The sequence below is a fragment of the Duganella sp. CF458 genome, assembly GCF_900113115.1.
Taxonomy (GTDB): Bacteria; Pseudomonadota; Gammaproteobacteria; order Burkholderiales; family Burkholderiaceae_D; genus Rugamonas.
The window spans coordinates 286,433-298,852 of record NZ_FOOF01000005.1; the positions used below are offsets into that span (position 1 = coordinate 286,433).

Consider the following 12,420-nt stretch of genomic DNA (forward strand, 5'->3'; position numbering starts at 1 on the left):
GCCATGCTCACACCAAAGAAAATTTCCCGCCGCCGTTTCCTGCTGAGCGGCGTCGCCGTCGCCGGGGCCATGGTGGTCGGCTGGGGCGTGATGCCGCCGCGCCAGCGCGTGCGCGGCCAAGCGCCGCTGCCGCTGGAAAACGGCGCTGTGGCCTTGAACGGCTGGATCGCTATCGCGCCGGACGGCAGCGTGCAGCTGGCCATGCCGCGCGCGGAAATGGGGCAGGGTATCCACACGGCGCTGTCCATGCTGGTAGCCGAGGAGCTGGATGTGAGCCTGGACGCGATCAAGTTGATCCAGGCGCCGGCCGACAAGATCTACGCCAACCTGGCCGTGATGCGCGAAACCTTGCCATTCCATCCGGACGACACCGGCCGCTCGCGGGAGCTGTCGAGCTGGATGCTGGGCAAGGTGGCGCGCGAGATGGGGATTGTGATTACCGGCGGATCCTCCAGCGTGAAGGATGCCTGGACCTCGATGCGGGAAGCCGGCGCCACGGCGCGCGCCATGCTGGTTGCCGAAGTCGCGCAGCAATGGAAAGTGCCGCCGGAGCAGGTGCGTGCCGAAAATGGCGTGCTGTATCACGACATCAGCAAGAAATCGGTTGGCTATGGCGTGGTCGCTGCGCGCGCTGCGCTTGGCCAGCCGGGCAAGGTCGTCTTGAAAGACCCGCACAGCTTCCGCCTGATCGGCACCAGCGTGCCGCGCCGCGATTCGCGCATCAAGTCAGAGGGCGCGGCGGTGTATGGCATCGACGTGCGCCCGGAAGGCATGGTGTATGCGGCGGTGCGCATGTCGCCGGTGGTGGGCGGCAAGGTCGCGGGCGTTACGCCGGGTGAAGTGGTGAAGATGCCGGGCGTGCTGTCCGTGATCGATTTCTCCAATGCCATCGAAGAGAATTACGGCGCCGGTGCCGGCGTTGCGGTCCTCGCGGGCAGCTACTGGCAGGCCAGGCAGGCCGCCGCCGCGCTGCCGATCCGCTGGGATGATGGCGCCAACGCCAAGCTCTCGAGTGAAGATATTTACGCTTCGTTGACCAATGCCCTCGAAGCCGAGGATGGCGACAATTATCACCAGCGCGGCGACATGGCGCAGGCAGCAAGCGCACTGCGCACCATCAAGTCGGTGTACCGTGTGCCTTACCTGGCGCATGCCTGCATGGAGCCGATCAACTGCACGGCCCAGGTCAAGGACGGCAAGGTCACGGTATGGGTCGGCACCCAGGCGCCAACCTTTGCGCGCGCCGCTGCCGCCCGCGTCGGCGGTGTCAGCGAAGCCAATGTGATCCTGCATGAATACCTGCTGGGGGGCGGTTTTGGCCGCCGCCTGGAGATGGACATGGTGGCGCAGGCGGTCGCCATTGCACGCGAAGCCAAGGGCTTGCCGGTGCAGGTGATCTGGAGCCGCGAGGACGACACCACGCACGACGTCTACCGTCCGGCAGCCGTGGCGCGCATGACGGCGGGCCTGGATGCGGCCGGCAACATCATCGCCTGGGAAGCCAAGACGGCCGGCGGGGCGCTGACCCACCAGTTTACCAAGCGCAACCTGCGCTTGCCCGGCGCCGGGCCGGACCGCTCGACCGCCGAAGGCGTGTACGACATGCAGTACGAGATCGCCAACCAGCAGATCAACCACGTTGTGGTCGACAGCCCGGTCCCGCTGGGCAACTGGCGCTCGGTGGGACACTCGCAAAACGCCTTCTTCAAGGAGAGCTTTGTCGATGAAATGGCCAGTGCGGCCGGCAAGGACCCGGTGGAATTCCGCCGCACCATGCTGCTGAACCATCCGCGCCACCTGGCGGTGCTGAATGCCGCCATCTCCAAGGCGGGCAAGGCGCCGGAGGGGCGCGCACATGGCGTGGCGCTGCACCAGTCGTTCGGCGCCATCGTCGCGCAGGTGGCGGAGGTATCGGTGCAGGACAAGCAGATCCGCGTGCACCGCGTGGTGTGCGCGATCGACTGCGGCATTGCCGTCAATCCGAACATCATCGCGCAGCAGGTGGAATCGGGTGTGGTCTACGGCCTGTCGGCGGCACTGGGCGGCGAAATCACCATCAAGGACGGCAAGGTCGTGCAAAGCAATTTCGCCGACTATCCGGTGCTGCGCATGAATGAGGTGCCGCTGGTGGAGACGGTGATCGTGCTGAGCGCCGAACCGCCGGAAGGCGTTGGTGAGCCGGCCACGCCGCCTGTTGCGCCGGCCGTGGCCAACGCAGTGTTCGCGCTGACGGGGCAGCGCTTGCGCAGCCTGCCCTTGAGGGTGGCCTAATCGCGCTGGCCTAACAAGGCGCGCAGGTTGCATTCCTGCTGCCACTGGCGGCGTTCCGCAGTGGACGCCGCCTGGCGCGCCAGTTCTTCGTCGGAGAGTTCAGCCTGGGTTTCGATCAGGCGATGCGCCACGTTCGGATCGGGCAGCATGGTGCCGAAGAAGGCCACGTGCTCGTGACGCTGGATCAGCAGGGTAGGGAAGTTCTCGACATCCAGGTCGCCGACCAGGTCGGCGTGGTCTTCGATATCGACCCAGAGGAAGTATTTGTCCGGGTGGCGGCTTGCCAGTTCATCGAAAACCGCGCGGTAGGAAGCGCAGGTGCCGCACCAGGCGGCGCACAGGCAGGCCACGACCAGTCGGTCCTGCGCCAGCGCGGAGGCTACTTCGGCGCGGTTGTCGGCATGTAGGGTAGTGCTGTGCATGGGGTGCTATTGTACATGCCCACAGGGTAAAATACCGGCCATGGCTACCATTCTTGCAATCGAAACATCCTCTGAAATGGCTTCCTGCGCCTTGCTGCGCGGGGAGCGCGTGACTTTCCGCGAATCGTCCGGCGTGCGCACCCATTCCCAGGCAGTGCTGCCCATGATCCAGGAACTGCTCGCCGAGGCAGGCATTGTCCTGCGTGATTGCGATGCCATCGCCTACGGCGCCGGTCCCGGCTCCTTTACCGGCGTGCGCACCGCTTGCGGCATTGCCCAGGGCCTGGGATTTGGCGCCGGCTTGCCGTTGCTGCCGATCGTGACACTGGACGCCATGGCCCTGGCTTGCCGCGAACGCCATGGTTCCGATGAAGTCCTGGCGGTGCTCGACGCGCGCATGAACGAAGTCTATTGGGCCCAGTACCGTTTTGAAGGCGGCCTGCCGGTCGCGGTCGTGCCGCCGGCCTTGTCGGCGCCAGGCGCAGTGGCACCGGCCGGCCCGGCCCGCGCTTGCGGCAACGGCTTTGCCGCCTATGCCGAGGCGTTCGCCGGCCAGGCTTTCGCCGACGGCGCCGACGGCGCGGTCATGCCGCATGCGGTGCAGCTTGCGCAGCTGGGACGCGCCGCTTTCGCGGCCGGCCACGCCGTGCCCGCCGCGCAGGCGCAGCCGCTTTACCTGCGCAACAAGGTCGCCTATACCAAGGCAGAACGTGAAGAGATGAAGGCGTCGCAGGCATGATGCATCAGTTATGGGATCTGGCCCGGCTCATTTACGAGCCGATGCAGGAAAGCGACCTCGAAGAGGTGGTGGCGCTGGAGCAGGAGGTTTATCCTTATCCGTGGAGCCGTGCCAATTTTTCCGATTCCCTGTCGCAGGGTTATCACGCCTGGGTGCTGCGCGCCCAGGACCGGCAGTTGATGGGGTACTTCCTGGTGATGGGAATTGTCGACGAGGCGCACCTGCTGAATGTCGCGGTGTCGCGCAACTGGCAGGGGCGCGGCGTCGGCCGCTTGCTGGTGAACCAGGCGGTCGCATTGTCGCGCGGGCTGGGCATGGAGTCGGTTCTGCTGGAAGTGCGTCCGTCCAATATACGCGCACTGGAGATCTACCAGCGTTACGGCTTCGCCGAGATCGGGCGCCGCAAAGGCTATTATCCTGCTGCCGATTCAACCCGTGAGGACGCTATCGTGATGCGTTTTGGGCTATGAGTGATCGTCGATCCGCAGTGTTCCTGGAAGAGATGGGCGTGGGGCCGCAGTGGCGCCTGCGTTCTCGCGCGGCTACGGCTGCTGCTGCCGATGTGGCCGATGCTGCCGCTGCCGCCGATACTGCGGCCCTCTCCGCCTCCGCCAGCGCTGAACCTGCGCAGGCGCCGCTGCCACCCGTCCAGTCCGCCGCGCCATCCGCTCCGCACGCGGCAGCCGTTGCCCAGCAATCCGCGCCCGCCGCGCCGCAACGTGCCCCCGGCAACACCCAGCCGCCATCAGCGCCAGTAGAGGCGCGCCAAGCCCCGCCATCCGCGCCAGAAGCTCCGACTGCACCAGCGCGCACGCCCGGTGCGCCAAGCATCGCCTCGACCGGCGAGGACATGTCCTGGTTTGACGACGCCCCAACGCCGGAATACAAACCGCAACGCAAGAAAGTGGCCGCCCCCGAACAGCCCGTCGAAGCGCCGGCACAGCGCCCAGCCCCAGCGGCACGGCCCGCGCCACCGCCGCGCACCGCCAGCCCTGCGCCCGCAGCCAGGGCTGACGATATGCCGGCCAATGACGATATCCCGATGGGCGAACCGCCATCGTGGTTCGACGATGAGCAACCCGCCGCAGCGGGCATGGCGCCGGCCACTGTCGCCCGCGTGCCGCAACCAGGCCAGGCCACCGAAGAACAGATCGCGCAAATGGACTGGCCCGCGCTGCAAGCGGCAATCAGTGCCTGCACGCGCTGCGGCCGTTGCGAAACCCGCCGGCAAGCGGTCCCAGGGCGCGGCGATGAACAGGCGTCCTGGATCGCCCTCGACACCGCACCGGGCCAGGCTGAAGACGCGGCAGGCTACCAGTTCGCCGGCGACCCCGGCTACCTGCTCGACAATATGCTGAAAGCCGTCGGCCAGACCACGGAACAGGGCGCCTACCTCACCAGCCTGGTGAAATGCCACGCCCCAGGCGCGCCAAGCGCCGAAGAACTGCAGGCCTGCCGCCCATACCTCCAGCGCGAGCTGGAACTGACGCAGGCGAAAGTCATCGTCGCCTTCGGCCACACCACCGGCAAAGGCCTGCTGGGTGGCGCCGCGCGCGGCCGCATCATGCTGCACGGCAGTGTGCCGGTGGTCGCCACCTATCACCCGGCCGACCTGCTCAACAAGCCGGAAGAAAAGGCCAAGGCATGGCAGGACTTGTGCCTTGCCAAAGCCGCCCATGCCGGCCGACGCTAGGACATTCCATCGCAAATGGGGCCACCTTGCGCGGCCCCACGTCCGCGCGCTGGCCTGGCTGCTCGATTCGCCCGACCTGCTTGACCCGAACAGCCCGCACTGGCAGGGCAGGATCGCCACGCTGGGCCCGATCTCGCCCGCCGTGGCCAACTGGCTGGACGACCTCGATGCCGACCCTTCGCCGCTGGACGCGGCCCTCGGTGCCCGTTTCTACTCGCGCCTTGGCCTGTACGCCGAAAAGCTGATGGCCTTCTATTTCGCCCAGCATGGCGCGCTGGCCGCCCATGGCCTGCAAGTGCGCGACGGCAAAAACGGTACCATTGGCGAATTCGACTTCCTGCTGCGCGAAGAGGGCAGCGAAAACCTGCTCCACATCGAGTTCGCCACCAAGTTCTACCTGCTGGACGGTGATCCGGATAGTGGAAACTACAACCGCCTGGTCGGCCCCAACCTGGCCGACACGCTCGGCCTGAAGATGCGCAAAATCTTCAATGCGCAGTTGCAGCTCTCGCAGCACCCCATCGCGCAAACGATCGCCCCCGCGCCAGTCACCAAGGCACAGGCCCTGGTCAAGGGCTGGCTGTTCTACCACGCCACCGAACCCGCGCCGCAGATCGAAGGCATCTCGCCCGACCATTGCCGCGGCCATTGGCGCACGCTCAGCGAGCAAGCCGCCGCACCGGGCGAGCTATTCATCGTGATGCCGCGCCTGCAATGGCTGGCGCCGCTGCGCACGCCGCTGGCGCGCAGCGAAAACGCACCGACCCCAGCGCCACTGGCGCGGGCCGAACTGCTGGATGTGCTGGCGGAGAAATTCATCGCCGACGCCAACCCGGTGCTGGTCGCTACGGTGCGGGACGAGACAGGCTGGCTGGAAGAAGTGGAGCGCGGCTTTGTGGTGCCGGATGGCTGGCGCGCCCGTGCCCAGGCGCGCCGCAGTGACGGGGCGTTGCCCGCCTAGATCAGTGTTTCTGCTCGCCGATCAGGCTGAGCGAATCGTGCTGCCGCTGGTTGGCGCGATGCAATTGCTGGATCGCAAACATCGAACCCGCCACGAACAGGCCGAACAGCACGATGATGGCGTTAATGCCCAAATGCATTTTCACCATCAGCGAATACATGGCCAGCATGGTCAGGATCGACAGGTTTTCGTTGAAGTTCTGCACTGCAATCGAATGCCCTGCGCTCATCAGGACGTGGCCGCGGTGCTGCAGCAGCGCATTCATCGGCACCACGAAAAAGCCCGCCAGCAGCCCGACCAGGACCAGCAGCGGATACGCCAGCCGAACATCATGGACGAAGACCATGAGCATGACGACGATGCCCATGGCAATCCCCAGCGGAATTACCCGCAGCGAGTTGCGCAGCGTAATAAAGCGTGCCGAGAGGCCTGCGCCAAGCGCAACGCCGACAGCAAAGACGGCGATCGTGCTGGTTGCCTTATCCAGCGGCATGCCCAGCGATTGCTTGGCCCACTCGAGGACGATGAATTGCAGGGTGGCGCCGGCGCCCCAGAACAGCGTGGTCACTGCCAGCGAGATCTGGCCCAGCTTGTCGCGCCAGAGGATGCCGCAGCAGTTGGCGAATTCGCTGATCAGGCGCAGTGGCGAATGCTCCTGGTGCGCGTAGCGCGCACCGGTATCGGGAATGCGCCAGTTGAACAAGGTCGCCAGCAGGTAGCAGATCATGACAACCACCAGCGCGGTCTCGCTGACCGTGTCGATACCGGTTGCAATGCCTGGCATATCGAAGTTGTTCAGGGCCGCCGAAACCGGACCGCCCACCAGGGCGCCGCCGAGGGCGAAGCCGAGGATGACGGAGCTGACGGTCAAGCCCTCGATCCAGCCATTGGCCACCACCAGTTTTTCCGGCGGCAGCAGCTCGGTCAGGATGCCGTACTTGGCTGGCGAGTAGACCGCCGCGCCAAAGCCGACTACCGCGTAGGCGGCCAGCGGGTGCACGTTATAGAAGATCAGCGCGCAGCCGAAGATCTTGATCAGGTTGGAAATGAACATGACCCGGCCTTTAGGCAGGGCATCAGCGAAGGCACCTACAAATGCTGCCAACAGCACGTAAAACAGCACAAAAGTCAGCTTCAGCAGGGGAGTTACCCAGGCCGGAGCTTGCATGGACACCAGCAGGTCAATCGCTACGATGAGCAGAGCATTGTCTGCCAGCGACGAAAAGAACTGCGCGGCCATGATGGTATAAAAACCACGATTCATTCAGGACGCCCGATAATTATCTCGGGATGCTTTATACCATGGAAAGGTTGGTTTCCAAAGATTTCACCCTGCATTCCGCTGGCACAAACGGTAAAATGCGCCATTCTTTTTCACCGGTTTTCGTCATGCCAAGGCCAATCGTCGCGCACATTCATCTCGCTGCAATGCAGCATAACCTGCAGCGCGCGAAAGCCTGCGCGCCGGGCGCCAAGGCCTGGGGAGTAGTCAAGGCCAATGCTTACGGGCATGGGCTGGAGCGCGGCATGCGCGGTTTTGCCGCAGCAGACGGCCTGGCGCTGATCGAGCCGGACAATGCGCTGCGCCTGCGCGAACTGGGTTGGACCAAGCCGATCCTGCTTTTAGAGGGATGGTTCGACTGCGCCGACTTGCTGTCGATGGCAGAACATAGTATCGAGGGCGCCGTCCATTGCGTCGAGCAGCTTGAAATGCTGGAGCGCACGCCGCTGGCGCGCCCGGTCAATGTGCACCTGAAAATGAACACCGGCATGAACCGCCTCGGTTTCAAGCCGGCCGAATACGCTGCCGCCCACGCCCGCCTGCGCGCCATCCCGCACGTCGGCACCATCACCCTGATGACCCACTTCGCCAACGCCGACGAACTGCACCACCCATGCATGCCGCTGGCGGAGCAGGTGCGCCGCTTTAACCAGGGCACGGCCGGCCTGCCTGGACCGCGCAGCTTGTGCAATTCGGCCGGTATCCTGCATATGCCGGAACTGGGCGCCGGCCTGGCGACGGACTGGATCCGCCCCGGCATCATGCTGTACGGCGGCACCCCGGGCGGCAAGACTGCGGAAGAGTTCGGCCTGCAGCCGACCATGAACCTGTCCAGCGAATTGATCGGCGTACAGGAGATCGGCCCCGGCGACTACGTCGGCTACGGCAGCCGCTTCAAGGCCGAGCAAACCATGCGCATCGGCGTGGTGGCCTGCGGCTATGCCGATGGCTATCCGCGCCACGCGCCGGTCGACACCCCGATCCTGGTGGACGGCGTGCGCACCCGCCTGGTCGGCCGCGTGTCGATGGACATGCTGACGGTCGACCTGGGCAATGTGCCGGACGCCCGCGTCGGCAGCAAAGTCGTGTTGTGGGGCGAGGGCATGCCGATCGACGAAGTGGCAACCGCCGCCGGCACCATCGGCTATGAATTGATGTGCGCCCTGGCGCCGCGCGTGCACGTGGTCGAGGCTTAACATGGCCAAGGCAAAGACCAATTACACCTGCAGCGAATGCGGCGGCATCAGCAGCAAGTGGACCGGCCAGTGTTCGTCCTGCCAGCAGTGGAACACCATGGTGGAAACCGTGATCGAAGCCGCCGGCGGCAACCGCTTCTCGCAGGCGCAGCACCAGTCGCTGGCGCAGACCGCGCCCGTGCTGTCGCTCGAGGACATCGAAGCGCTGGACGTGCCGCGCTTCGGCACCGGCATTGAGGAATTCGACCGCGTGCTGGGTGGCGGCCTGGTGGCGGGCGGCGTGGTGCTGATCGGCGGCGACCCCGGCATCGGCAAATCGACCCTGCTGCTGCAGGCGCTGGCCAATATGTCGAAGGTCAAGAGCGTGCTGTATGTCAGCGGCGAGGAATCCGGCGCCCAGATCGCGCTGCGCGCCAAGCGCCTGGCGGTCGATGCCAAGGACCTCAAGCTACAGGCCGAAATCCAGCTCGAGAAAATCCTCGGCACGCTGGCCGACCTGAAGCCGCAGGTGGCGGTGATCGATTCGATCCAGACCCTGTATTCGGATGCGCTGGCTTCGGCCCCCGGCTCGGTGGCGCAGGTGCGCGAATGCGCGGCCCAGCTGACCCGGGTCGCCAAGACCAGCGGCACCACCATTATCCTGGTCGGCCACGTCACGAAAGAGGGCGCGCTGGCCGGCCCGCGCGTGCTGGAGCACATCGTGGACTGCGTGCTGTATTTCGAAGGCGACAACCACTCCAGCTTCCGCCTGGTGCGCGCGATCAAGAACCGTTTTGGCGCAGTCAATGAGCTGGGCGTGTTCGCGATGACCGAGAAGGGCCTGAAAGGCGTCTCGAATCCTTCGGCGCTGTTCCTGTCCTCGCATGAAAACCAGGTGCCCGGTTCCTGCGTCATGGTGACGCAGGAGGGCACCCGCCCGCTGCTGGTCGAAGTACAGGCCCTGGTCGATACCAGCCATCTGCCCAACGCGCGCCGCCTCTCGGTCGGCCTGGAGCAGAACCGCCTGGCGATGCTGCTGGCGGTGCTGCACCGGCACGCCGGCATCGCTGCCTTCGACCAGGACGTGTTCATCAACGCGGTGGGCGGCGTGAAGATCACCGAACCGGCAGCCGACCTGGCCGTGCTGATGGCGATTAACTCCTCGATGCGCAACAAGGCGCTGCCGAACGGATTCGTGGTCTTTGGCGAAGTGGGCCTGGCCGGTGAAATCCGCCCGGCGCCGCGCGGCCAGGAACGCCTGCGTGAAGCGGCCAAGCTCGGTTTCTCGATTGCCATGATCCCCAAGGCCAACGCACCCAAGCAGCCCATTGAAGGAATGACCATCATCGCGGTCGAGCGCATCGACGACGCATTTAACCGCTTGCGCGAGCTCCAGTAATATAGATTTTTACGAAATATTGGCTACAATAACAAGCTCGATTCCAAACAGAAACCGGACAAGAAATTGTTATTAGACTCAAGGCAAGGCGCCCGCAAGATCCTGCGCGTGCGGGCGATGATTGTGATGGATGGCGGCGCGCCAATGGCCGCGCGTACCTTCGACCTCGGCCTGGCAGGCATTTCCCTGACCTCCGACAACAAGGTACAGGTCGGTGCCAATGGCCAGGTCGTGTTCGAGATGCTGGTCGATGGCAAGCCGCAAATCGTCAACACGCGTGGCAAAGTCAACAATTGCATCTTCAGCGGCGACGAATTCAAGATCGGTTTCACCTTCGCGCCGCTCGATAACGAAGCGGCCGGTGCAATAACCAAGTTCATGCGCTAAACTGGCCATATGGACTATGTGAGCAGCTTGCTAAGCACAATGTACGGGACTTCGCTGGGCTTGGGGAATGCCAGCGTCGTCGGCGCCCCATCGGAAGCCGTACTGGCCCGCGTCGAGCAGACGCTGGCGCCGCAGCGCAGTGCCGCTGCCAAGCTGAATGCCAGTATCAATCTCACCCAGGCGCGTTTCTCGGGCCTGGGACAGTTGCAATCCGCACTGTCGGTGTTCCAGGATATTGCAGAGAGCCTGGCAGGCAGCGGGCTCAGCACGCGTGGCAGCAGTTCGGCCGGCAGCGTGCTGGGCGTGACCACCAACGCCTCGGCAGCGATCGGCGCGCACGAAGTCAAGGTCAGCCAGCTGGCCCAGCAGCAAATCCTCGTCAGCCCCGAAGTCCAGACCGCCGATACGCGGCTCGGTACCGGTGCGCCGACCGTGATCCGGATCGGCACGGGCGACAGCAGCAAGAGCATCACCATCGATAGCCGCAACAACAGCCTGCAGGGCATCGCCGATGCACTCAAGGAGGCGGGCTTCGACGCCAGCCTGGTGCGCTCCAGCACGGGCACCGCGCTGCAACTGCGCAGTGCCAGCGGCGAGGCGAACAAACTGAATATTACCGTTGCCGGCGACACCACGATCCGCAACCTGTTCAGCCAGGCGACCCAGACCCAGGCGGCGCAGGACGCCATCCTGACCGTGGACGGCAAGGCCATCAAGAGCGCCGATAACAATGTGGAGTCGGCCATCGCGGGCGTCACGCTCAACCTGACCGACAAAGGCGATGCGACCGTCACGATTGCGCGCGACAACAGCCAGATCGCGAAAAATGTGGACGCTTTCGTCAAAGGCTTCAATGCGCTGCAGGACCGCCTGGATACCTTGGGCAAAGGCGCGCTGCGCGGCAATCCCGCGCTGGGCCAGGTGCGCAACCAGCTGGACCAGCTGGTGCGTTCGGCCGGCGGCAGCAGCGAGGCGCTTGCCAATGCCGGCCTGTCGATCGATAGCAATGGCCGTCTCAAGCTCGATAGTGGCGTATTGAACGCCGCGATCACCGCCAATCCGGAAGCGGTGGCCAAAGTATTCACCAATGAGGGCAGGGGCCTTGCCGATGCCCTGGGTTCGCGCCTGGAAAGCCTGGGCGGCGAACGCAGCGTCGTGTCGCGCGCCTTGAGCCAGGCCGACCGCGAAGTGGACACCCTGCAAAGCCGCAAGTCCTCCATGGCGCAAATGCTGACGGTGCAGGCGCAGGCACTGGCGCGGCTCTATTCGCAGGATGAGCAACTGGGCGGCGCTTCGTCGCTGTTCGACATCCTGGCCTGACCCCAATAAAACTGAAGGCCCCGTCACCAGAATCCGTAAGGATCTGCTGCGGAGCCTCGCTTCTGCAGAAGCGCAATGCTACTCGTGGTAGCGGTCGACCAAGCGATGATGTCCGCCGCGATATTCAGAGACCACTTCGAACGCGATTAACGCGATCATGGCGCCGAATATGCCCATGGTGAACAATACCCACATAACAAATCAGCCGACGTTTCCGGGGGCTGCTCCCTAGAGTTGATACAACTAAACTCTAGCATCCAATGTGGCAATTACAAGCCCAGCAGAAAGTTCTATTTCGTGACCAGGTCGGGTTGCATTACCGCCTTGAGATAGAAACCCGATGGATCGTCCGCCTCGCGCTGTACGAACCACCAGACAGCGCCTTTTTTCATCTCCCAATCGCTATCGTCGCCTGTCATCAGCAAGGCGGCGGCCTGGCCCAGCGTGGGCTGGTGGCCAACCACCAGCACCGCTTCCTTGGACGACGGCCAGTTGGCCGCTTTCAGGATGTCGCCGGCGTCGGCGCCCGGCGCCAGGTCGGGATGGATCTTGTATTTGCGGCCCAGCCCGGCGACGGTTTGCACCGTCCGCGTGGCCGGGCTGACCAGGATGCGGCAATTTTCCGGCAGCACGGAATCGAGCCACTGGCCCATGCGGCGCGCCTGTTTATGCCCTTTGGGCGTCAGCGTGCGTTCCAGGTCGTCCAGCCCCGGCTGGGCTGGTTCGGCTTCGGCGTGGCGCCACAAGATCAGGTCCATGCTTCCTCCCGTG

At 64.7% G+C, this 12,420-nt stretch carries 12 protein-coding genes; 9 read left to right on the plus strand and 3 right to left on the minus strand.

Features of this window, described 5'->3' with window-relative positions; translation table 11 throughout:
* Positions 1-3: 3 nt before the first annotated feature.
* On the plus strand, positions 4-2,271 hold the full coding sequence (locus BM269_RS10100) for a xanthine dehydrogenase family protein molybdopterin-binding subunit (protein WP_090436887.1): 2,268 nt from the start codon (positions 4-6) through the stop codon (positions 2,269-2,271).
* On the opposite strand, the gene BM269_RS10105 is transcribed toward BM269_RS10100, so the two are convergent.
* Positions 2,268-2,693 carry a thioredoxin family protein gene (locus BM269_RS10105; protein WP_090436888.1) on the minus strand — a complete coding sequence of 142 codons (426 nt, stop codon included), beginning with the start codon at positions 2,691-2,693 and terminating at the stop codon, positions 2,268-2,270. The two genes, BM269_RS10100 and BM269_RS10105, sit on opposite strands and share 4 nt — an antisense overlap.
* 40 nt (positions 2,694-2,733) lie before the next feature.
* Between BM269_RS10105 and tsaB the strand changes: the two genes are divergently transcribed.
* The 4 genes from tsaB to BM269_RS10125 are packed head-to-tail and all read left to right on the plus strand — an operon-like array spanning position 2,734 to position 6,086.
* Positions 2,734-3,432 (plus strand): tRNA (adenosine(37)-N6)-threonylcarbamoyltransferase complex dimerization subunit type 1 TsaB, encoded by a 699-nt coding sequence (tsaB, locus tag BM269_RS10110; RefSeq protein WP_090436889.1) that lies wholly within the window; start codon positions 2,734-2,736, stop codon positions 3,430-3,432.
* Complete coding sequence (gene rimI, locus BM269_RS10115; protein ID WP_090436960.1) at positions 3,432-3,902, plus strand: ribosomal protein S18-alanine N-acetyltransferase; 471 nt, start codon at positions 3,432-3,434, stop codon at positions 3,900-3,902. The genes tsaB and rimI overlap by 1 nt, the downstream gene beginning before the upstream one ends.
* Positions 3,899-5,125, plus strand: coding sequence for a uracil-DNA glycosylase (locus tag BM269_RS10120; protein ID WP_139232704.1), 1,227 nt, complete (start codon positions 3,899-3,901; stop codon positions 5,123-5,125). Before rimI ends, BM269_RS10120 begins: the two co-directional genes overlap by 4 nt.
* Entirely contained in the window at positions 5,094-6,086 is a 993-nt protein-coding gene (locus tag BM269_RS10125; RefSeq protein WP_307152851.1) for a DUF1853 family protein, read from the plus strand. Before BM269_RS10120 ends, BM269_RS10125 begins: the two co-directional genes overlap by 32 nt.
* Position 6,087: 1 nt before the next feature.
* On the opposite strand, the gene lplT is transcribed toward BM269_RS10125, so the two are convergent.
* The gene (gene lplT, locus BM269_RS10130; RefSeq protein ID WP_090436892.1) at positions 6,088-7,350 is read right to left on the minus strand and encodes a lysophospholipid transporter LplT; all 1,263 of its coding nucleotides are present in this window, start codon (positions 7,348-7,350) and stop codon (positions 6,088-6,090) included.
* A gap of 125 nt (positions 7,351-7,475) precedes the next feature.
* On the opposite strand from lplT, the gene alr reads away from it, so the two are divergent.
* The 4 genes from alr to fliD all read left to right on the plus strand — a co-directional run bounded on the left by alr (position 7,476) and on the right by fliD (position 11,649).
* Positions 7,476-8,564, plus strand: coding sequence for an alanine racemase (gene alr, locus BM269_RS10135; protein WP_090436961.1), 1,089 nt, complete (start codon positions 7,476-7,478; stop codon positions 8,562-8,564).
* Position 8,565: 1 nt separating this feature from the next.
* Positions 8,566-9,942, plus strand: coding sequence for a DNA repair protein RadA (gene radA, locus BM269_RS10140; protein WP_090436893.1), 1,377 nt, complete (start codon positions 8,566-8,568; stop codon positions 9,940-9,942).
* A gap of 66 nt (positions 9,943-10,008) precedes the next feature.
* A complete protein-coding gene (locus tag BM269_RS10145) occupies positions 10,009-10,329 on the plus strand; it encodes a PilZ domain-containing protein (RefSeq protein WP_229204576.1) in 321 nt (106 codons plus the stop codon).
* A gap of 27 nt (positions 10,330-10,356) precedes the next feature.
* Positions 10,357-11,649, plus strand: coding sequence for a flagellar filament capping protein FliD (fliD, locus tag BM269_RS10150; protein ID WP_170860335.1), 1,293 nt, complete (start codon positions 10,357-10,359; stop codon positions 11,647-11,649).
* Positions 11,650-11,939: 290 nt separating this feature from the next.
* On the opposite strand, the gene sixA is transcribed toward fliD, so the two are convergent.
* Positions 11,940-12,407, minus strand: a complete 468-nt coding sequence (sixA, locus tag BM269_RS10155) for a phosphohistidine phosphatase SixA (protein ID WP_090436895.1) — start codon at positions 12,405-12,407, stop codon at positions 11,940-11,942.
* Positions 12,408-12,420: the final 13 nt, after the last annotated feature.

What these genes read in the sequence shown, in the direction of transcription:
- BM269_RS10100 (WP_090436887.1), top strand. Translation starts at nt 4, where the DNA reads ATGCTCACACCAAAGAAAATTTCCCGCCGCCGTTTCCTGCTGAGCGGC.
- BM269_RS10105 (WP_090436888.1), bottom strand. Translation starts at nt 2,693, where the DNA reads ATGCACAGCACTACCCTACATGCCGACAACCGCGCCGAAGTAGCCTCC.
- tsaB (WP_090436889.1), top strand. Translation starts at nt 2,734, where the DNA reads ATGGCTACCATTCTTGCAATCGAAACATCCTCTGAAATGGCTTCCTGC.
- rimI (WP_090436960.1), top strand. Translation starts at nt 3,432, where the DNA reads ATGCATCAGTTATGGGATCTGGCCCGGCTCATTTACGAGCCGATGCAG.
- BM269_RS10120 (WP_139232704.1), top strand. Translation starts at nt 3,899, where the DNA reads ATGAGTGATCGTCGATCCGCAGTGTTCCTGGAAGAGATGGGCGTGGGG.
- lplT (WP_090436892.1), bottom strand. Translation starts at nt 7,350, where the DNA reads ATGAATCGTGGTTTTTATACCATCATGGCCGCGCAGTTCTTTTCGTCG.
- alr (WP_090436961.1), top strand. Translation starts at nt 7,476, where the DNA reads ATGCCAAGGCCAATCGTCGCGCACATTCATCTCGCTGCAATGCAGCAT.
- radA (WP_090436893.1), top strand. Translation starts at nt 8,566, where the DNA reads ATGGCCAAGGCAAAGACCAATTACACCTGCAGCGAATGCGGCGGCATC.
- sixA (WP_090436895.1), bottom strand. Translation starts at nt 12,407, where the DNA reads ATGGACCTGATCTTGTGGCGCCACGCCGAAGCCGAACCAGCCCAGCCG.